The sequence below is a fragment of the Verrucosispora sp. TAA-831 genome, from assembly GCF_050780145.1.
In the GTDB taxonomy this organism is placed as follows: Bacteria; Actinomycetota; Actinomycetes; order Mycobacteriales; family Micromonosporaceae; genus Micromonospora.
The window spans coordinates 4,351,603-4,369,218 of sequence record NZ_CP192240.1; the positions used below are offsets into that span (position 1 = coordinate 4,351,603).

At 70.9% G+C, this 17,616-nt stretch carries 20 protein-coding genes and 1 riboswitch; of the genes, 7 read left to right on the forward strand and 13 right to left on the reverse strand.

What is annotated here, in order from left to right; translation table 11 throughout:
* Nucleotides 1–8 precede the first annotated feature (8 nt).
* Together ACQVFL_RS19420 and ACQVFL_RS19425 are read right to left on the reverse strand one after the other, a co-directional pair.
* On the reverse strand, nt 9–1,178 hold the full coding sequence (locus ACQVFL_RS19420) for a carboxylate-amine ligase (RefSeq protein WP_431727236.1): 1,170 nt from the start codon (nt 1,176–1,178) through the stop codon (nt 9–11).
* Between the two features lie 57 nt (nt 1,179–1,235).
* Complete coding sequence (locus tag ACQVFL_RS19425; protein ID WP_431727237.1) at nt 1,236–2,384, reverse strand: M20 family metallopeptidase; 1,149 nt, start codon at nt 2,382–2,384, stop codon at nt 1,236–1,238.
* 219 nt (nt 2,385–2,603) lie between these two features.
* On the opposite strand from ACQVFL_RS19425, the gene ACQVFL_RS19430 reads away from it, so the two are divergent.
* A complete protein-coding gene (locus ACQVFL_RS19430) occupies nt 2,604–2,993 on the forward strand; it encodes a YciI family protein (protein ID WP_396697160.1) in 390 nt (129 codons plus the stop codon).
* A gap of 127 nt (nt 2,994–3,120) precedes the next feature.
* On the opposite strand, the gene ACQVFL_RS19435 is transcribed toward ACQVFL_RS19430, so the two are convergent.
* Nucleotides 3,121–3,942 carry a maleylpyruvate isomerase family mycothiol-dependent enzyme gene (locus ACQVFL_RS19435; RefSeq protein WP_396697158.1) on the reverse strand — a complete coding sequence of 274 codons (822 nt, stop codon included), beginning with the start codon at nt 3,940–3,942 and terminating at the stop codon, nt 3,121–3,123.
* A 434-nt stretch (nt 3,943–4,376) separates the two neighbouring features.
* Here ACQVFL_RS19435 and ACQVFL_RS19440 point away from each other — a divergent pair, with 434 nt between their 5' ends.
* A complete protein-coding gene (locus ACQVFL_RS19440; protein WP_431729853.1) occupies nt 4,377–4,649 on the forward strand; it encodes a hypothetical protein in 273 nt (90 codons plus the stop codon).
* Nucleotides 4,646–4,837, forward strand: coding sequence for a zinc-binding dehydrogenase (locus ACQVFL_RS19445; protein ID WP_431727238.1), 192 nt, complete (start codon nt 4,646–4,648; stop codon nt 4,835–4,837). Before ACQVFL_RS19440 ends, ACQVFL_RS19445 begins: the two co-directional genes overlap by 4 nt.
* 42 nt (nt 4,838–4,879) lie before the next feature.
* Here ACQVFL_RS19445 and ACQVFL_RS19450 read toward each other — a convergent pair whose 3' ends face one another.
* From ACQVFL_RS19450 to ACQVFL_RS19470, 5 genes are all read right to left on the reverse strand, one after another.
* Nucleotides 4,880–5,578 carry a CbiX/SirB N-terminal domain-containing protein gene (locus ACQVFL_RS19450; protein WP_431727239.1) on the reverse strand — a complete coding sequence of 233 codons (699 nt, stop codon included), beginning with the start codon at nt 5,576–5,578 and terminating at the stop codon, nt 4,880–4,882.
* A complete protein-coding gene (locus ACQVFL_RS19455; protein ID WP_396697152.1) occupies nt 5,575–6,336 on the reverse strand; it encodes an ABC transporter ATP-binding protein in 762 nt (253 codons plus the stop codon). Before ACQVFL_RS19455 ends, ACQVFL_RS19450 begins: the two co-directional genes overlap by 4 nt.
* Entirely contained in the window at nt 6,336–7,346 is a 1,011-nt protein-coding gene (locus tag ACQVFL_RS19460) for a FecCD family ABC transporter permease (protein WP_396697150.1), read from the reverse strand. The genes ACQVFL_RS19455 and ACQVFL_RS19460 overlap by 1 nt, the downstream gene beginning before the upstream one ends.
* Before the next feature lie 50 nt (nt 7,347–7,396).
* Nucleotides 7,397–8,380, reverse strand: a complete 984-nt coding sequence (locus tag ACQVFL_RS19465) for an ABC transporter substrate-binding protein (RefSeq protein WP_431727240.1) — start codon at nt 8,378–8,380, stop codon at nt 7,397–7,399.
* Nucleotides 8,381–8,410: 30 nt separating this feature from the next.
* A riboswitch (cobalamin riboswitch) is annotated at nt 8,411–8,602 on the reverse strand.
* A 151-nt stretch (nt 8,603–8,753) separates the two neighbouring features.
* Nucleotides 8,754–9,125 carry an ArsR/SmtB family transcription factor gene (locus ACQVFL_RS19470; RefSeq protein ID WP_396697146.1) on the reverse strand — a complete coding sequence of 124 codons (372 nt, stop codon included), beginning with the start codon at nt 9,123–9,125 and terminating at the stop codon, nt 8,754–8,756.
* 363 nt (nt 9,126–9,488) lie between these two features.
* Here ACQVFL_RS19470 and ACQVFL_RS19475 point away from each other — a divergent pair, with 363 nt between their 5' ends.
* From ACQVFL_RS19475 to ACQVFL_RS19485, 3 genes are all read left to right on the forward strand, one after another.
* On the forward strand, nt 9,489–10,949 hold the full coding sequence (locus ACQVFL_RS19475; protein ID WP_396697143.1) for an SDR family NAD(P)-dependent oxidoreductase: 1,461 nt from the start codon (nt 9,489–9,491) through the stop codon (nt 10,947–10,949).
* 406 nt (nt 10,950–11,355) lie between these two features.
* Entirely contained in the window at nt 11,356–11,919 is a 564-nt protein-coding gene (locus ACQVFL_RS19480) for an NYN domain-containing protein (RefSeq protein WP_431727241.1), read from the forward strand.
* A gap of 203 nt (nt 11,920–12,122) precedes the next feature.
* On the forward strand, nt 12,123–12,488 hold the full coding sequence (locus tag ACQVFL_RS19485; protein WP_396697139.1) for a hypothetical protein: 366 nt from the start codon (nt 12,123–12,125) through the stop codon (nt 12,486–12,488).
* 127 nt (nt 12,489–12,615) lie between these two features.
* Here ACQVFL_RS19485 and ACQVFL_RS19490 read toward each other — a convergent pair whose 3' ends face one another.
* The 3 genes from ACQVFL_RS19490 to ACQVFL_RS19500 form a co-directional block, all read right to left on the reverse strand.
* A complete protein-coding gene (locus tag ACQVFL_RS19490; protein WP_431727242.1) occupies nt 12,616–13,170 on the reverse strand; it encodes an alpha/beta hydrolase in 555 nt (184 codons plus the stop codon).
* A gap of 177 nt (nt 13,171–13,347) precedes the next feature.
* Nucleotides 13,348–13,740: an SH3 domain-containing protein gene (locus ACQVFL_RS19495; RefSeq protein ID WP_396697135.1), complete on the reverse strand. Its 393-nt coding sequence runs from the start codon at nt 13,738–13,740 to the stop codon at nt 13,348–13,350.
* Between the two features lie 218 nt (nt 13,741–13,958).
* Complete coding sequence (locus ACQVFL_RS19500; protein ID WP_431727243.1) at nt 13,959–14,753, reverse strand: glucose 1-dehydrogenase; 795 nt, start codon at nt 14,751–14,753, stop codon at nt 13,959–13,961.
* Nucleotides 14,754–14,871: 118 nt separating this feature from the next.
* On the opposite strand from ACQVFL_RS19500, the gene ACQVFL_RS19505 reads away from it, so the two are divergent.
* Nucleotides 14,872–15,492: a TetR/AcrR family transcriptional regulator gene (locus tag ACQVFL_RS19505; protein ID WP_396697131.1), complete on the forward strand. Its 621-nt coding sequence runs from the start codon at nt 14,872–14,874 to the stop codon at nt 15,490–15,492.
* A gap of 115 nt (nt 15,493–15,607) precedes the next feature.
* On the opposite strand, the gene ACQVFL_RS19510 is transcribed toward ACQVFL_RS19505, so the two are convergent.
* Nucleotides 15,608–17,089 carry an FGGY-family carbohydrate kinase gene (locus ACQVFL_RS19510; protein ID WP_396697129.1) on the reverse strand — a complete coding sequence of 494 codons (1,482 nt, stop codon included), beginning with the start codon at nt 17,087–17,089 and terminating at the stop codon, nt 15,608–15,610.
* A complete protein-coding gene (locus ACQVFL_RS19515) occupies nt 17,079–17,600 on the reverse strand; it encodes a PPC domain-containing DNA-binding protein (protein ID WP_396697127.1) in 522 nt (173 codons plus the stop codon). Before ACQVFL_RS19515 ends, ACQVFL_RS19510 begins: the two co-directional genes overlap by 11 nt.
* Nucleotides 17,601–17,616 lie beyond the last annotated feature (16 nt).

Here is a 17,616-nt window from a genome sequence, read left to right on the forward strand (position 1 = left end):
GTCGCCGCTTACGGCAGAGAGCCTTCTTCGACGGGTTCGTCGAGGGCGGTGCCGCGCACCGTCTGGGCGATCAGGTAGTCCACGGCGTCGGCGGGCCGGTCCCGGCGACGGCCCGCGCGGCGCTGCCGGTGGGCACCGCTGCCGGCCGCCAGCAGGCGGCGCAGCCGTCGGTCCAGCAACCCGCGGTCACCGAGTTGCTCCAGCACCGGCTGCAACGCACCGACCAGCCCCGTGACCAGGGCGGTCGCGGGCATCAGGCGCCCGGTACGGAGATCGATCAGGTCACCGTCGAGCCCGTCTCGGGCAGCACGCCAGTACGCCAGACGCAACAGCTCCGCCGGTACGTCGTGGTCCGCCTCACCCCGCTCGACCGACGCCACGGCGCGGACCACGAGCGCCCGGACCAGCGCCGCGTACAGCGCCGACTCCTCCGCCGTCACCGGCACGTCCGCGACCCGGATCTCCAGCGTCGGGTGGGTGACCGAGGGACGTACGTCCCAGAACAGCGTGCCGGAGTCGACGGTGGCACCGGCGGCGGTGGCGGCCTCCACGGTCTGCGCGTAGTGCGCGGCGGAGGTGAACCGTGGCGGCGGCCCGGCGACCGGCCAGCGAGACCACATCACGGTCCGCCAGCTCGCGTAACCGGTGTCCCGACCACGCCAGTACGGCGAGTTCGCGGTCAGCGCGATCAGCAACGGAAGGTGTGCCCGCAGATGGTTGCTGACCTGCACCGCATACTCGCGGTCGGGCATCTCGACGTGCACGTGCAGGGCGCAGACGGCCAGATCGTCGTGCAGGCCACGGAACATCGCGGTGCCCCTGGCCGGCCGCGGACCCTCGACGATCGGTACCGGGCCGTCAGGCTGGATGACCGGCGTGCCGGCAGCGACGAGACGGAGCCCGGCGTCGACCGCGCAGCCGGCGACCACCCGGCGCGCCTCGACCAGATCGTCGATCAGGTCACGCATGGAGGTGACCGGGCGGGTCCGGGTCTCCACGTGCACGGTGGTGATCTCCCCACAGACCCGATCGCCGAGCTGTTCGCGGGCCCGCGCCACGACGCGGGCGGCGCCCGGGGCCACCGCCCGGCTCTCCCCGTCCACCAGGAAGAACTCCTCCTCCACCCCGATCCGGACGCCGGGTGCGTCGTCCGAGCCGTTGCTCCGCTGGTGAGACACGCCTGTGCCGCCTTCCCGTCACCTGGCGGTGCCACGTCGTCGCGGCCCGCCGTCAGGCTACGGTCCGACGGTCGTCAGGGGCGTGTCACGCGCGGCGAGAAGCCGCGTGATCAGCCCGGCGAGCAGTGCGACCCGTTCGGGCGCCCGCGCCAGATCGACGTACTCGCCTCGGGCGTGCGGGTGCCCACCGACACCGCCGAGCCCGTCGAGGGTGGGTACGCCGAGCGCGGCGGTGAAGTTGGCGTCCGACGCGCCGGCGGCGTACGCGCCGTCGACGGCCGGTAACCCCAGTTCGGCAGCGACCGCCTGGGTCTGCCAGAGCAACGGACGACCCATCGCCTCGGGCATCGGGTAGCGGTTGACACCGCCCTCGATGACGAGCGTCGCGCCGGGCAGCCGCGGTACGAGGCTCCGCAGCGCCTCGTCGACTCGGTGCAGCTCGTCGCGGCTCCACGCCCGGACGTCGACGTGCATCACGGCCGCCTCGGGCACCACGTTGGTCATCGTGCCGGCGGTCAGTACGGTCGGCGTGACGCTCGTGCCGTCACCGGCCAACGTCCCCACGTTCAGCAGTTGGTGGGCCAGTTCGACACCCGCGTTGACGCCGCGATGCGGCTCGACGCCCGCGTGTGCCGCTCGGCCCCGCACCGTCAACTGGTACACCGATCCGCCCTTACGCGCGATCTTGACTTCACCCGACTCGGTGCTCGGCTCGCCCACCAGGACCGCACCGGAGCGGGCCGCCTGTTGTTCGATAAGTGGACGCGAGGCCGGCGAGCCGCTCTCCTCGTCGCAGGTGAGCAGGAGCCCCACCGGTGACGGGTCGGGCAGCAGCTCCACGGCGGCGAGCATCTGCACGATGCCGGCCTTCATGTCGCAGACCCCTGGGCCGGTGGCGACGGTCCCGGTGATCGCGAACGGCCAGTCTCGTACGGTGCCGGCGGGCCACACCGTGTCGTAGTGCCCGAGCAGCAGGACCCGTTGCCGCTCGGCAGGCCACAACAGATGGGGCAGACCGTCGAGCCAGATCCGTCGCGCCGGCCTGCCGAGGGCAGCGGTGCCCCAGTCCTCAAGGAGATCCGCGCACGCGGTCAACTCGTCGGCGGCTCCCGGTGGCGACTCGCAGGCGACAAGGTCACGAAGTCGAGTGGTCATCCACGGCAGCCGGTCCCGCGCGCGGGCACACACATCTCTGAGGCCAGTCATCGCTCGATCGTGCATCAGACAGTGAACCCTCGTACGGCAACAAACGAGGTATGCCGCTTTTGCCCCGCCTATCCCCGCCAGGTACGGCAGTCTGCGATAACCGCCGCCGCGTCGGCCGCCGATACCGCAGCCGTTCCACGATGGTGGATGTCGAGAACCGCACGGCGAGCTTCGACCCATCATGCGAGGTCCGCTGCCACCACCGTCAGGGAGGTCACCGTGCGGTTCATCATGCTCAGTTGGCTCGACCACGACAGCATCGCCGTACCCGGCACCAGGAACTGGAGCGCAGAAGACCTCCGTACGCACTTCCGGTACCTCGACGACCTGCACCAAACCCTGACCACGACCGGGGAACTGGTGAGCAGCCACACCCTGGCTCATCACCGACGGTCGCTGATCGTCCGCGCCGACACCGGAGGGTCGTCGGCGGTGGTGGGCTCCTTCGGCGCCCGCGCTCTGGCCGGCTACTGGCTGATCGACTGCACGGGGCCCCGGCGCGCCATCGAGATCGCCGCTCTCCTCTCCGCCGCACCCGGCACCTCGGCGCATCCCCTCAACCATCCGATCGAGTTGCGCCCAGTGGTCGAGGCGCAGCCCTCGCGGTGACGACACCCGTCTCCGCCGGGCACACCGACTACCGGAAAGCCGGCGCGGCGGCCCGGAAGACCGGGCCGCCGCGCAGGCCGCTACCGCTGATCAGGAGGTGAGAGTGTTCGCACCACACGGCACGCCGTCACATCACCTGGCGAAGTCCACCCAGGGAGGCGAGGACCGGGGCCGGGGCCGTCAGCGCCAGGGCGAGATCCGGCTCACGACCGGTGAGGCTGTCCAGCACATCGTCGGCCGTACCGTGCCCCTGCACATCGTCGACACCACCCGCTGCGACGAACACGTCGTCCTCGGCGACACCGATCTCGTACCGCGACTCGATGCTGGCCCGCAGCGCGAGCGTGGTGGCCGGCGGGTTGCCGGTGAGCACGCCGATCCCCCCGGCGATCAGCAGACCGTACATGGTGACCAGCGGGAAGTCCTCGATCCTCGACTCCGGCTCCGACCCGAGCGCCAGCGCCACGTCCCGCTCGTGGATCCACGCGTCCCAGAGCATGTGCAGGGAGAGCGTCGACCAGTGCACGTGGCGTCCGCTCGGTGCCGGCAGCAAGGGACCTTCCGGTCCGGCGGCCCGCGCCTGGAACAGTTCCCCTTCCCGCTGGACCAACTCCCCCAGGGTCCGCAGGGTCTGGTCCGGGCTCTGCTTCGGCGAGTCCGCCAGCCACAGCGCCGGTGTGCGGGCGGGGTGGATGGGCCCGTGACGCAGGAACCGTGCGATCTCCGGGCTGCCGCTGAGCAGCGCGACGTGCAGCTCTGCCACGTTGACCACGTGTCGGACCACGTCGTGCACCGACCACTCGGTGCAGCGGGTTCTCGCCGTCCAGCCCGCCGGATCGAGGCGCATGACGAGGCGCAGGAAGTTCGCCCGTTGTCGCTGGAGTGCGGCGCCGATCGGTTCCGGGCCGGTGGTCAGACCACGCTTCTCGGTAAGCACAAGATCAGACAACGGATCACCTCTCGACGAGCGGACCGACGACCGGTTCGGGATCGACACGTTGCACCATTGTGGACGGTCACACGATTGATCGACAGTCCTCGAACGAATGAGAGGCGTCAGGCCGCGGACAGCGCCACCACGTCACCGGGTCTGGTGGCCGGGCTGGTGAGCGCGGTCGGAGCGCAGGTGGATCCGGCTTGGCGGGGGCGGCGAGTCCTGGCCCCGGCGGTTTCGCCGAGCGGGCGGTGGCACCGGTCGGAGTCCTGTTTCCGGTACCGGACGGCCTGGGTCTGCCGGAGGCGACCGCCCTGTTCAGCGACGGCAGCACGGCGCAGGGGCTGACCGAGCACGCCAGGATCGACGCCGGCGACTGGGTCCTCGTCGAGGCGGCGGGTGGGGTGGGGAGTCTGCTGGTGCAACTCGCTCGTGCGGCCGGGGCGCGGGTGGTCGGAGCCGCCCGCGGCTCGCGGAAGCTCGACGTGGTCCGGGAACTGGGCGCCGACGTGGTGGTCGACTACTCCGAACCGGACTGGACCACGCGAAGCGACCGGCGGTGCCGGACCGGATGTGGTGTTCGACGGTGTCGGCGGTCAGATCGGGCGGGCCGCGTTCGAGGGGACGGCCCGCGGCGGCCGTTTCTCGATGCACGGCGCCGCCAGCGGCGGGGGGCACGCTCGTCGAGCCCGCCGAGGCACACCGTAGGGGCATCGAGGTGATCGGCATCGCGCAGTTGTCCGGCTTCAGGTCGGAGATGGTGCGGTGGGTCGAGCAGATGATCGCCCAGGCGGCGGCGGGGGTCGTCCGGCCGGTCATCGGGCAGACCTTCCCGTTGGACCGTGCCGCCGACGCGCACGCCGCGATCGAGAACCGTACCGCCGTGGGGAAGACCCTGCTGCTGATCTGAGGCCGGAGCGGGCCTGCGGGCGGGTGGGCCGTGGCTTCGCGGTCACGAGTCGCGGCGGCGTCCGCCGTCGATCGGTGCGCCGTCGCGCAGGTGTCCGTCGGCGATGAGGACGGCGAGGTCCGCGTCGACGTGCTCGTACCAGGTGTCGTCGGGATAGACGACGACGAGCGGGCCGAGGTTGCAGGGGAACAGACAGCCGGTCGGGGTGACCAGGACGTCGTCGTCGCCGAGGCCGTGCTCCTTGAGGCGGTTGCCGAGGGCGGCGGCGACCTGGCCGGCGCCGTACGCGGTGCAGCGGGGCCCACGGCAGAGCAGTACGTGTCGGCGGTGTCGGGTGATCCGTGACCAGGCCGGGCTGCGGAACGGTCCGGGGTTGCCGTCGAGCGTGGCGTGTTCGCCGGTGATGGCGTCGCTGACGGCGGCGACCAGCGCGGGGCGTGTCGCCAGTGGTGGGGCGAGGAGGACTCGTACCTGCCGACTCCGGGTGGTACGCCAGTGGGCGACCGCGCGGCGCAGCCAGGTGTCGAGGTACCGGTCGGGCGGTAGGTGCGCGGCCACGAGCAGGACTTCTCCGTGCTCCGGTACGGCGTCGAGGGCGGTGTGCAGCGATGGTTCGGCGCCGTCGAGGAAGCAGGCCCGCACCGGCACGCCGGTGGCCTCGGCGACCTGCGCGGCGAGGCGGTGGATCGCGTCGTGGCCGCCGTGGTGCGTCGCTCCGCGCGAGACGAGCAGGACGTTCATGCCACCGGTGCCCGGTAGGTGATGACCGGGCGTCCGTCGTGCAGGGCGACGTCGGCGTCCACGGCGTACACGTCGGCGAGCAGCGCGGGCGTCAGCACCTCGGCAGGGGGTCCGGAGGCGACGACCCGGCCCTGGCGCAGCACCACCACGAGGTCGCAGAACATCGCGGCCAGGTTGAGGTCGTGCAGTGCGGCGAGGGTGGTGACGCCGCTGCGCCGGACCAGGCCCAGCAACTGGAGCTGGTGGCCGATGTCGAGGTGGTTGGTGGGTTCGTCGAGCAGGAGCAGTTGCGGTTCCTGGGCCAGTGCCCGGGCGAGTTGGACCCGCTGGCGTTCCCCACCGGAGAGCGTCTGCCACCGGCGGTGGGCGTAGCCGGTCATGTCGACGCGGTCGAGGGCGTCGGCGGCGGCGGCCCGGTCGGTGTCGGTGTCCGACCAGCGGGAGCGGCGGTGCGGAGTGCGGCCGAGCAGTACCACGTCGAGTGCGGTCAGGTCGAGGTCGGTCTCGGCGTACTGGGCGAGCAGGGCCATCCGTCGTGCGGCGGTGGCACGCGGCAGCCCGGCCACGTCGTCGCCGGCGACGGTCACGGTTCCGGATCCGGGGGCGATCAACCCGGCGACGACCCGCAGCAGGGTGGTCTTGCCGGACCCGTTGGGGCCGAGCAGTCCGACCAGGGTGCCGCGCGGCGCCGAGCAGGTCACCCCGTCGAGGAGTCGAGCGGCCGGCACCGACCACGAGACGTCGTGGATCTCCAGCATCAGGTGCTCCGGTCCCCTCGGCGCAGCAGTAGCACGAACGCGGGCACCCCGATCAGGGCGGTCAGCACGCCCACCGGTAGCTCGCGGGGGTCGAACAGGGTCCGGGCCGCGGTGTCCACCCAGATCAGGAAGATCGCTCCGGCGAGGACGACGACCGGCAGCAGCCGCCGGTGATCGGGGCCGGTGAACCGCCGCACGGCGTGCGGCAGGATCAGCCCGACGAACCCGATCGCGCCGCTGATCGAGACCAGCACGGCGGTCAGCAGCGCCGTGGTGACCAGGAGCAGCCATCGGACACGCCGCACGTCCACGCCGAGGGCGGCGGCGGCCTCCTCGCCGAACGCGAACGCGTTGAGCGCGCGGGCGAACCGGAGGATCACGGCGAACCCCGTCGCGAGCAGCGGCGTCGCCCACGCCAGGGCGGTCCAGTCCACGCGGGCGAGCGAGCCGGACAGCCAGAAGGTGATGCTCTGGGTCGCGTGCGGCTGGGCCGCCCAGATGATCACGAATGTCGTCAGCGCGGCGCACATCTGCGCGACGGCGACGCCGGCCAGCACCACCCGGGTGGGTCGCAGCACCGCTCGCCGGCCGGCGGCGGCGACCACGACGGCGAACGCGGCGAGCGCCCCCACGAACGCTCCCCCGGTGAGCGCCGCCGCGCCCGCGCCGAGTCCCAGGACGAGGACGGCGACGGCCCCCAGCGACGCGCCGGAGGAGACACCCAACAGGTACGGGTCGGCGAGCGGGTTGCGGGTGACGGTCTGCATGACGGCGCCGCAGGCGGCGAGGCCGGCCCCGACCATGGCGGCGCCCAGGACCCTCGGCAGCCGCAGTTCCCACACGATGTGGTCGCGCAGCAGCGGCACGTCGGAACTGGCCAGGCCGAGATGACCGGTGACGACCCGCCACACGGTGCCCAGTGAGAGGTCTGCCGGCCCCACCGTCACGGCCGCGGCCACCGACAACAGCAGGACACCCGCGAGTACGACCACGGCGGCGGCCGGTCGCACCGTCCGGGTCGGTTTGGGCGGGGTCGGTGCCGGCCGGGTGGTGACGGTGGTCAGTTGCTCATCCCGCCGACGCCCCGGGCCAGTGCCTCCACGGCGAGCACGTTGCGCACGCCGGCGGAGGTGGCGGAGAAGGGTACGGTGACGTACCGCTTGTCCCTGACGGCGGGCAGGTCCTTGAGCGCCGGGTGCTTCTCGAGGAACGCCTGCTTGGCGGCGGCGGTGTCCCAGCTCGCGTCGACGAGCACGATGACGTCCGGGTCGCGCTCGATGACGGCCTCCCAGTTGGTGTCGGCCCAACTGCCGGTCAGGTCGTCGAAGATGTTGGTGACCCCGGCCGCAGACATGATCATGGCCGGGCCGCCGCAGCAGGCGCCGGCACTGGGCGCGTCGTTGCCGCCGTCCCACCACAGCACCCGCGCGCCCTTCGCACCCGCCGACACGTCCGCGATGCGTTGCTTCTGGTCGGCGATCAGCGTCTCGGCCCGCTCCGCGACGCCGAAGATCGCGGCGATCTCCCGGATCTCGGTGAACACGTCGTCCATCGCCAGCTTCGCCGGCCGGGTGTCCTTCGGGCAGCCGGCGGTGGAGAGGTACGTGGTCACGCCGAGTTTCTGCCAATCGGCGCGGTCACCTGCTCCCTCGTCGCCGAACGCGCTGGAGAAGGAGGCGTAGACGAAGTCCGGGGCGAGGTCGAGCAGCTTCTCCTTCGACGGGTACTCCTTGGCCAGCACGGGCACCTGCGCGTACGCGGCGGCGTACTCGGGCAGCACCTCGTCGTCGAGGTAGGCGGTGCCGGCCATCCGGTCCTGCAGGCCGAGCGCCAGCATGATCTCGGTGGCAGACTGGTTCATCGTCACCGCCCGCGCCGGAGGGCCCGGGACCGTGACCGGGGTGCCGCAGTTGGTGAGTGTGACGGGCCCGGCGGCGGAGGCCGTGGCAGCCGGCTCGCTGTCGCCGGTCGTGGCGCATCCGCCGAGCAGGGCGAGCACGATGGAGAGCGGCGCGGCAACGCGCCAGGACGCAGGGAACCGCATAGCGGGACCACCTTCCAGCACCTCGTGGACGGTCGTACGGGTGCCGTGGCCGGTCTCCTGGCTGACGGGTGGTGCGCCGGTGGCCGGCCTTCCCAGGCTTACGCCCAGTGACCTTGCGTGGCCTCCAGCATCCCGATCACAGTGGCGAGGGCCGCACCGGTCTCACACCGGCTTCCCGAACACCACGGCGAGGCCACCCTAACCAAAGCAGGCAGCACCGTCACCGTGGCCTAGATCATGGTCGGGAGTGCACGCGGGTTCAGGCGGACGGTGCAACCGAGCGTCGGTGTCGCACCAGGACGCCTCGAAACGTCTCAGGTCCCGGTGTCACAGCGGTGGTGGGGTGCCGGCACCGCCTGGATCAGAGACGAACTCAGCGAGACTTCTTCGCTGCTCGCTTGCGCGGTGGGGTCAACAGGTCGGCGACCGCGGCGATCGCGGACGGCACCAGGCGGTAGTACGCCCAGACGCCGCGCTTGTCACGTTCGAGCAGGCCGGCCTCGGTGAGGATCCGCAGGTGGTGACTGACGGTCGGCTGGGAGAGTCCGAGCGGCTCGGTGAGGTCGCTGACCGACGCCTCTCCCTCGGGAGCCGACTGGATCAGGCTGAGCAGTCGTAGCCGGGCCGGGTCGGCGAACGCCTTCAGCACCCCCGCGAGCCGTTCGGCGTCGGCACGCTTGATCGGCTCGCCGGCGAGGGGCGAGATGGCGGGCGGCGCAGTCTTCACAGTTCCCACGCCTTGCATCGTTGCAGCACACCCCGTCGATCCGCTGGTGAACGAGGGCAGGATCACCCGGAGTTCGTGCGGCTGCCCGCCACCGGACATCGCCGTACCCCCGCCGGGGGGAGTCGTGAACTCCTCGGAGGCAGGCAAGTACCTCCGCCTGCGGTGCGACACCGGGCTCGGCGCAGACGACATCGAGGCGCTCATCGTCGCGCTGCGCGACTGCGTCGCCGGTGCCTCCATCGCGGAGGGTCACGGGTGGCGACGGTCTTCGGGCCGGCGAACAGGCGCGGGATGCGTCGGAGCCCGCCCGGTGCGTACAGTTCCGGGTCGGACGTGGGGTCGACCGGACGGATCCGGCGCAGGGAACGGGACATCGACGGCATGACGGCGGACAAGATTGCGAAGAACGGTCAATACCGCATTGACCCGACCCAACTGGAGACCTGTCTCAGCGTCTTCGAGGCGTTGGAGGATCTGCCTCCCGATCATCCCGACGTGGTGCGGGTGCAGCGGGCCACCGCGAAGCTCTACAAAATGATCAAGCAACGGCGACGTGAGGACCGACGGGATGCCATCGCGGCAGCCGATCGCGCGGTGACAGCAGCCACCGCCACCGGTGCCCCGGGCCGCATCGACGACGAGACCCAGGGCAACCCGCTCGTCTCCCCCACCGTGGGTGCCACCGCCGGCGTCCTGCACAAGCCGCGTGGTTGCTACATCTGCAAGCAGCGCTACCGCGAGGTGGACGCCTTCTACCACCAGCTCTGCCCGACCTGCGCCACCCTGAACCGGGAGCGCCGCGACGCCCGTACCGACCTGACCGGTCGGCGCGCGCTGCTCACCGGCGGCCGGGCGAAGATCGGCATGTACATCGCACTGCGGCTGTTGCGCGACGGCGCGCACACCACGGTGACCACCCGATTTCCCCACGACGCGGTCCGTCGATTCGCCGCGATGCCCGACAGCGGGGACTGGCTCCACCGCCTCCGGATCGTCGGGATCGATCTGCGCGACCCCGCCCAGGTGATCGCCCTCGCTGACTCGGTCAGCGACCAGGGACCACTCGACATCCTGATCAACAACGCGGCGCAGACCGTCCGCCGCACGCCCGCGGCGTACGCGCATCTCGTCGCCGCAGAGGCGGCGGCCCTGCCGGACGGTCCGCTACCGGAGATGATCACCTTCGCCAAACCGGCCGGCCGGAGCGAACCGGCGGGTAGCCTGATCGCGGCACCGACCTCGCCCACCATCACGCCACACGCGCTCACCGCGCTGGCGCTGACCAGTGGCTCCGCCTCACCGGAACGGATCGCGGCAGCCAACGCCATCGACGCCGGCGGTCTGGTGCCCGACCTCGACCCGGTCAACAGTTGGGTGCAGCGGGTGCACGAGGTGGACCCGGTCGAACTGCTCGAAGTGCAACTGTGCAACGTGACCGCGCCGTTCGTACTGGTCAGCCGACTGCGACCGGCGATGGCCGCAGCGACCGCCCGCCGCAAGTACGTGGTGAACGTGTCGGCGATGGAGGGCCAGTTCGGCCGCGGCTACAAGGGGGCAGGTCACCCGCACACCAACATGGCCAAGGCCGCGCTGAACATGCTGACCCGGACCAGTGCCCAGGAGATGTTGGCCGACGGCATCCTCATGACCAGCGTCGACACCGGCTGGATCACCGACGAACGGCCTCACCCGACGAAGATGCGGCTGGCCGAGGACGGCTTCCACGCCCCGCTGGACCTGGTCGACGGCGCGGCCCGGGTCTACGACCCGATCGTCCGCGGCGAACAGGGCGAGGACCTGTACGGCTGCTTCCTCAAGGACTACGCGCCCTGCGCCTGGTGATCGGCGCTGACCCCGGGGACAACCTCCGCCAAGCAGCTCGAAGGCCCGGCCGCACAGCGCGGCACCCCGCCCATGCCCTCCCCCACCCGGCGGCCAGCCGCCCGCCGGGTGGCGGCGCCGACGTCAGGTTCCGGTCACCCGACGCCTCCGGCCCGCAGGCCGGCTGAGAGGAACGAGTCCTCACCGCGTACATCGTCTCCTCGCCTTGGTGCTCGACGTCATCGTCAGCGTCCTGGTGACGTGGAAGAAGGCCGTCTGAAGCGCCGCGAGGACCCCGCCTCATCCACGCCGATGCCGTCCCCCCTCGCTGGTAGGCATACCCTGACCACGAGCACAGCTTCCGCAGGCACGTCAACGCTCGGGCTCGACCGGCCCGCGCCCGCTGCTCGACCCGAGAGGTACTCCTATGCCCGATACGACGGAGCCCGTCACGTACCTCATCGTGGACGGGGAGAACATCGATGCCACTCTCGGCAACAGTGTTCTGGAGCGCCGACCGGCACCTGCGGAGCGACCGCGGTGGGAGCGTCTGCGGGACTTCGCACGGGACACGTGGCAGCGGCCGGTGAAGGGGCTGTTCTTCCTCAACGCCTCGGGTGGCGGTCTGCCGATGCCCTTCGTCCGGGCCCTCCTGAGCATGGAATACCGGCCCATCCCGCTCGCCGGATCGTCGGATCAGAAGGTGGTGGACATCGGCATCCAGCGAACGCTGGACGCTATCGCCCGACGCCCTGGCAACGTGATGCTCGCCAGCCACGACGGCGACTTCCTCCCGCAGATCGGGGAGCTCCTGCACGGTGACCATCAGGTCGCGGTCGTCGGGTTCAAGGAGTTCCTCAACGCCGGCTTCGCCGACCTGCCGGGCCTGCAGGTGTTCGACCTCGAGGAGGACGCGGGCTGCTTCACCAACGTGCTTCCTCGGGTTCGCATCATCGACCTCGACGACTTCGACCCGGAGCGCTTCCTGTAGGCCGGACGGCATCCGACTGACGGCGAGCACCAGGTCACGGCGGACAAGCCGCGACAGGCCGGCCCCACCTGGTGCTCGCCGTGGCCCGTGCTGCCGTTCGCCGAGGGCTGCCAGGCTAGTTTGCTCGGATGAGTTCCCTCGATGACGTCGCGAGGCGTGACGGTTGGCGATGCTGGGTCTGCGACGAGTCGGTCGACCCCCACATGTCGGTGAATGACCCGCGTGGTCCCAGCGTCGACAGCCGTACCGCCGACAAGAAGGCCCGGGTCGCCGAGCGGCTCGCGCATCGTGCCTGCAACACCCGCAAAGGCGCGGTCAAGGTGGTCATTGCCTGGCCGGAGCGTCTGCACGTGGTGGAACCGGCATCGCTGATCGCCGTCGCCGAGCGACTCGAACGCAAGGGTGGCCGCGAACTGGTCGCCCGCTGTCCACGTCGGGAGGATGCCGAGGAGGCGGCGGAATGGCTGGTCGACCGGTTCTCCCGGCTGGTGCCCGGACTGCCGGTGACCGCGAGCGTCGACGCGGGCGGCGGGCAGTACCTCGTCGCCTTGGCCACCGGTCGCCGCTGACCGACCGCCTGCTCGACAGGCCGCTGGCCGCCAGGGCAGCCCACCGAACCACCGCCAGCGCCGTCACTCACGGTCCACCGAATTCGATTCGACGGCGGCACAGCGGTGGCCGTGTTGCGCTCTGCCGTCAGTCGGCCGGTCCACGGTGACGAGAGAGTGACACTCCGCAGGTAGTGGGCGGCTCATCCGGCCGGCCGAGCCAGGCGAGAATCACCTGGTTCGTCTCCTGCGGCTTCTCCTGCTGGATCCAATGACCGCAGTCCAGGCTGACCACCTTCACGTTCGGCACGTACTCTGCCGGGCTCTCAGACCGTGCCACCGTGTCGCGATCGCCGTAGATCATGAGGGTGGGCTGGCGGATGACGGGATCCACGTCCGCCAGCAGATGCCAGTTGCGGTCCAGGTTCCGGTACCAGTTCACGCCGCCGGTGAAGCCTGTCGATTCGAAGGCGGAGACGAAGACCACCAGTTCGCTGTCGCTCATGACAGGCTCACCCGGCGGGGTCTCCATCCGGGCAAGGTCGATCAACGTGGTGCCGGGCGGTGGCTCCGCGAGGGGCACGTCCTTGCGGTACAGGTTCCGGAGGAACTGGTGCGTGTTCTCCTCGAACACGGCGTCCGCGACGCCCGGCTGCCGGTTGAAGTGGACGAAGTAGAAGTCGCTGCCGAGCACCTCCTCCATGCCCTCGATCCATGGTTTCTCCCTCGCCGACCGGGCGAGACTGCACCGGCTCAATCTTCCGAGGCCCTGACGCGAAGCCCGACCTGCCGGACTCTGGTCGCCGGATCAGGCAGGCGGCGGGCTGCGGCGGGCAGGTGTCCGCCGCAGCCCGGAGGCCGGTGCCGGCCTCCGCCGTGGTCAGCAGGCCAGGGTGGAGATCGGTACGCCCGTCAGGCCGTCACCGCGGACGAAGCCGGTGACGCCGGTGCTGTTGTTCCTGACGTAGTACCAGCCCCATCCGTCGTCGCCCACCGCGCCGCACCGCAGGGTCACGCTCTGGCCCACGTAGCCCAGGCCCAGCACGGTGCAGGTCGTCGACGGGCCGCTGCGCAGGCGGATTCCGGCGCCCGAGAAACCGACGCTGTACGGCTCGTTGGCGCCGGGTAGCCAGCCGCAGCGCGGTGCCATCGCCGTGGTCGATTCTGTCGCGGTCTGCGGGGCGGCCTGCGCGATCGCCGGGCCGGCGGTCACGACCGGCAGGCCGAGGGCCACGGCGCACGCGGTCAGGCGTGCGGCTGTGGTCAGTTTCATCTGCCACTCCCTGTCTCGTGGTCGTCCCCGCCCATACGGCGACTGCTCGCAGCAGCGAGAACGGCGGCGATATACCCAGTGGCCTCACCCTAGAAGGCGCATCGACATCGATCACAGTCATTTATCGGGACCGGCGCGGCCGACCGCACGCTGCTCGGCCGTCACCACCAAGGGCCAGCCCTGCGTGATCGCGACACGGGCCGTACGTGCGGATGTCTTCAGGCGGCTTCGGCGACACCCACCGGCAGCGCCGGGCCGAGCAGCAGGCCACCGTCGAGCACCAGCTCGGTGCCGGTGGCGAAGGATGCCTCCGGTGAGGTCAGGTAGAGCAGTGCCGCGCTCACGTCCGTCGGGGCGCCGAGTCGGGGGATCGCGAACGGCTTCGGGTCGTAGAAGTCCGAGATGGGCCGCTCACCCGGTGCGGCCGGTTCGTGGATCAGCTTGGTCGAGATGACGCCGGGGTGGATGGTGTTCACCCGGATGTTGTCGCGGCCCAGTTCGAGGGCGGCGCTCAGCGTCAAGCCTCTGGTCGCCCACTTGCTGGCGACGTACGAGGCGTAGAGCGCGGTCCCCCCGTACGCCATGGTCGATCCGATGTTGACGATGGAGCCGCCGCCGGCCCGCCGCATCGCCGGGGCGACGGTCTTGATGCCGAGGAACTGGCCGGTCACGTTGATCGCGAAGGTGCGGTCCCAGCGGGCCTGGTCGGTGGCGTCGATGGTGACGGCGGAGTTCTGGACACCGGCGTTGTTCACCAGGATCGTCAACGCGCCGAAGGTCTGCTCGGTGGCGGCGACGGCGGCGGCCCAGTCGTCCTCGCTGGTGACGTCGAGGTGGACCGCGAGGGCACGTTCACCCAGTTCCGTGGCGAGCTCCGTGGCCTTGCTCAGACCACCCGTCGTGCTGCCGATGACGACGTTGGCGCCTTCGGCGTGGTAGGCGCGTACGTGGCTTTCGCCGAGTCCGCCGGTGCCGCCGGTGATCAGGGCGGTCTGGTCCGCGAAGCGTGGCATGTGCACTCCTTGAGAAGGCTGGCTGGGTGAGCTGACCGACTCACCTCACCACTGGACGCTACCGAGGCCCGGCATGGCGAGTCAAGTGACTCACCTCGCCATCAGGCATACTGGGACCATGAGCACCGAACCCTCGGCGTACCACCGACGGGTGGCAGAGGAGAAGCGCGCGGCCATCCTCACGGCCGCCACCGACCTGTTCCTGGCCTCCGGCTACGACAGCACCTCGCTCGCCAGGATCGCGGAGGCGGCGGGGGTCTCGAAGGCGACCCTCTTCAAGCAGTTCCCCACGAAGGCGGCCCTCTTCGACGCCATCGTGACCGATTCCTGGAAGGTCGAGGACTCCGGTGGCCCGGACCCGTCCGCCACCGACCTCCGGACCGGCCTGACCGCGATCGGCCACCGTTACGTCGAACTGCTCACCCGTCCGGGGATGACCGCCCTGTTCCGCATCGTCATCGCCGAGCTGCCGCGCTTCCCCGAACTCGGGGAAGCCCAGTTCAGCCAGGGGAAGATGCCTTACTTCGAGTCGGTCAGCCGATACCTGGCCGCCGCACACGCCGCCGGCTCCGCGAAGGTCGAGGACCCCACCCTCGCGGCGACCCAGTTCCTCGGCATGATCTCCAACTTCGTCTTCTGGCCCACTCTCCTGCTCACCGACTGGGCACCCGAACGCTCCGCGATCGAGCGGGCCGTGGAGGAGGCGGTGCAGACCATGATCGCCCGGTACCGGCCCTGAGCACGGCAGGAGACCAGGAACCGGGCGTCGGTACTGGGGAAACCGAGCGAACCCCGCCCGCCACCTACCTTGCGGGCAGGCAAGAGTTCGGCCTCCGGTTCGGTCCGGCGAGCCACTATCTGAACGGTGACGTCATGTCGTGGATGATCGTCCGGGTCGCCGGATACAGGGAGCGGTACGCCGTGTAGCCACGGTCGTAGGCGTCGGTGGTCGACGGATCCGGTTCGACCCGGGCAGCCCACCGTGTCCACTCGTCCTCACGGTCGACCAGCCCGACCGCGAGGCCCGCAAGGTACGCGTCGCCGTAGCTGGCCCCGATCGTCTGCTCGGGGATCAGTTGCGGCTGACCGGTGACGTCGGAGACGATCCGTGTCCACAACGATCGGGCGCCTCCGCCCACCGCGATGACCCGCTCCGGTGGCGTCAGGAGACCGGACATCTCGTCGAGGTGGTGCCGCACCGCGTAGCCGGTCGCTTCCAGCACCGCCCGATAGAGATGCCCGCGCCCGTGGTCGAGGGTCAGGCCGGCGACGACACCGCGCGCCTTCTCGTCGAACAGCGGAGTCCGCTCGCCCGCGAAGTACGGCAGCATCACCAGGCCGTCCGCGCCTGCGGAAACCGCTGCGGCCTCGTCCGTCAGCCGCGCGTAGTCGGTTCCGCCGACCAGCTCTCGCAGCCACTCGACCACGGCACCCGATGTGGCGGTGCCTCCCGCGACGCAGAAGCTGCCCGGAAAGAGGCCGGTGGTCGCCCACATCCTGGGGTGGACGACCGGCGCGGTCACCACCTGGGTGAGGAACATGGTGGTGCCGTACATCAGCATCAGGTCGCCGGGGCGAGTGGCACCCACGCTGGCGGCCTCGGCCCAGGCGTCGACCGTGCCGGCAGTGACCGGGACGCCCTCGGGCAGGCCGGTGATCCGTGCGGCGTCCCGCGAGACCCGGCCGGCGATCTCGGTAGGCCACAGCAGCCTCGGCAACTCCAGCCCCGGGGCGATCTGCGTGGCCAGGTCGTCGATCCAGGACTGCCGGTGCAGGTCGTAGAGCGGGTCGCTCTGGCTGGCCGAGTGGTGGTCGAGGACGTACTCGCCGGTGAGCCGGAACACCAGGAACGAGCTGGCCATGAAGAACCGACGGGTGTCGGCCCAGACCTCCGGCTCGTGTCGCCGGACCCACCGCAGCTTCGGACCGGCGGCCTGACTGGTCAACCGGTTGCCGCCGCGCCGAACGATCTCGTCGGCGCCGATGACGTCGGTCAGTTCGGCGATCTCCGCTGTCGCCCGGGTGTCGACGCCGTACAGGATCGCGGGCCGCAGCGGCCGTCCCTCCTCGGTGGTCGGCAGGACGCACGGACCGATGCCGCTGACCGCGACGGCGGCGACCGGCCCGGGAGCCGCCGCGAGCAGGTCCCGCACGATGGCGACGAACTCCGACCACCAGACCGTCTCGGCGTCGTGCTCCACGTGGCCCGGCCGGGGCCGCGACACCCGGTGCGGGCGGATCGCGGTGGCCAGTACGGCCCCGGCCGGGTCGGTGAGGACGCCCTTGCTGCTCGACGTGCCGATGTCGACGCCGAGCAGGCAGGGGTCACCGGTCATCGGCTGGTCCTGCGTCGCAGCCGTGCAGACGGATCTGCGGCAGACCGGTGACCTCCCGGTCGTACTCGCGGTCGATGCGGATGTCGGTCAGTTCCTGCAGGAAGACCTCACCCTGGCTCCAGACGGTGGCCCGGAAGACGTGTCCGCCACGGACGTTGCCACCCGCCTCGGAGAACAGGGCGTGGCAGTGCGCCCACAGCTTGCCGTCGAGGGTGGTGACGTTGCCCTGGATGGAGAGGATCTCCATCGGGCGTTGCAGCACGACGGTGTCGATCTCGTCAGCGAACTCGTGCTCGCGGTGGATCGGCAGCGTGGTGATGTCTCGCGGGTTGCGCAGGTAGACCTCCTGGATGGTGCCGATCACCGAGAGGATGACGGCGGTGTGCACGCCGTGATCGCGGCACACCTGCTCGATCGAGTCGGTCAACTGGGCGCCGGGCTTGATGCTCGCGGCGATTACGCGGCCGTTGCCGGCGGCGCGGCTGACGACGGCGGGGACGGTGCTGGTCATGGTGCCTCCCGAGGTG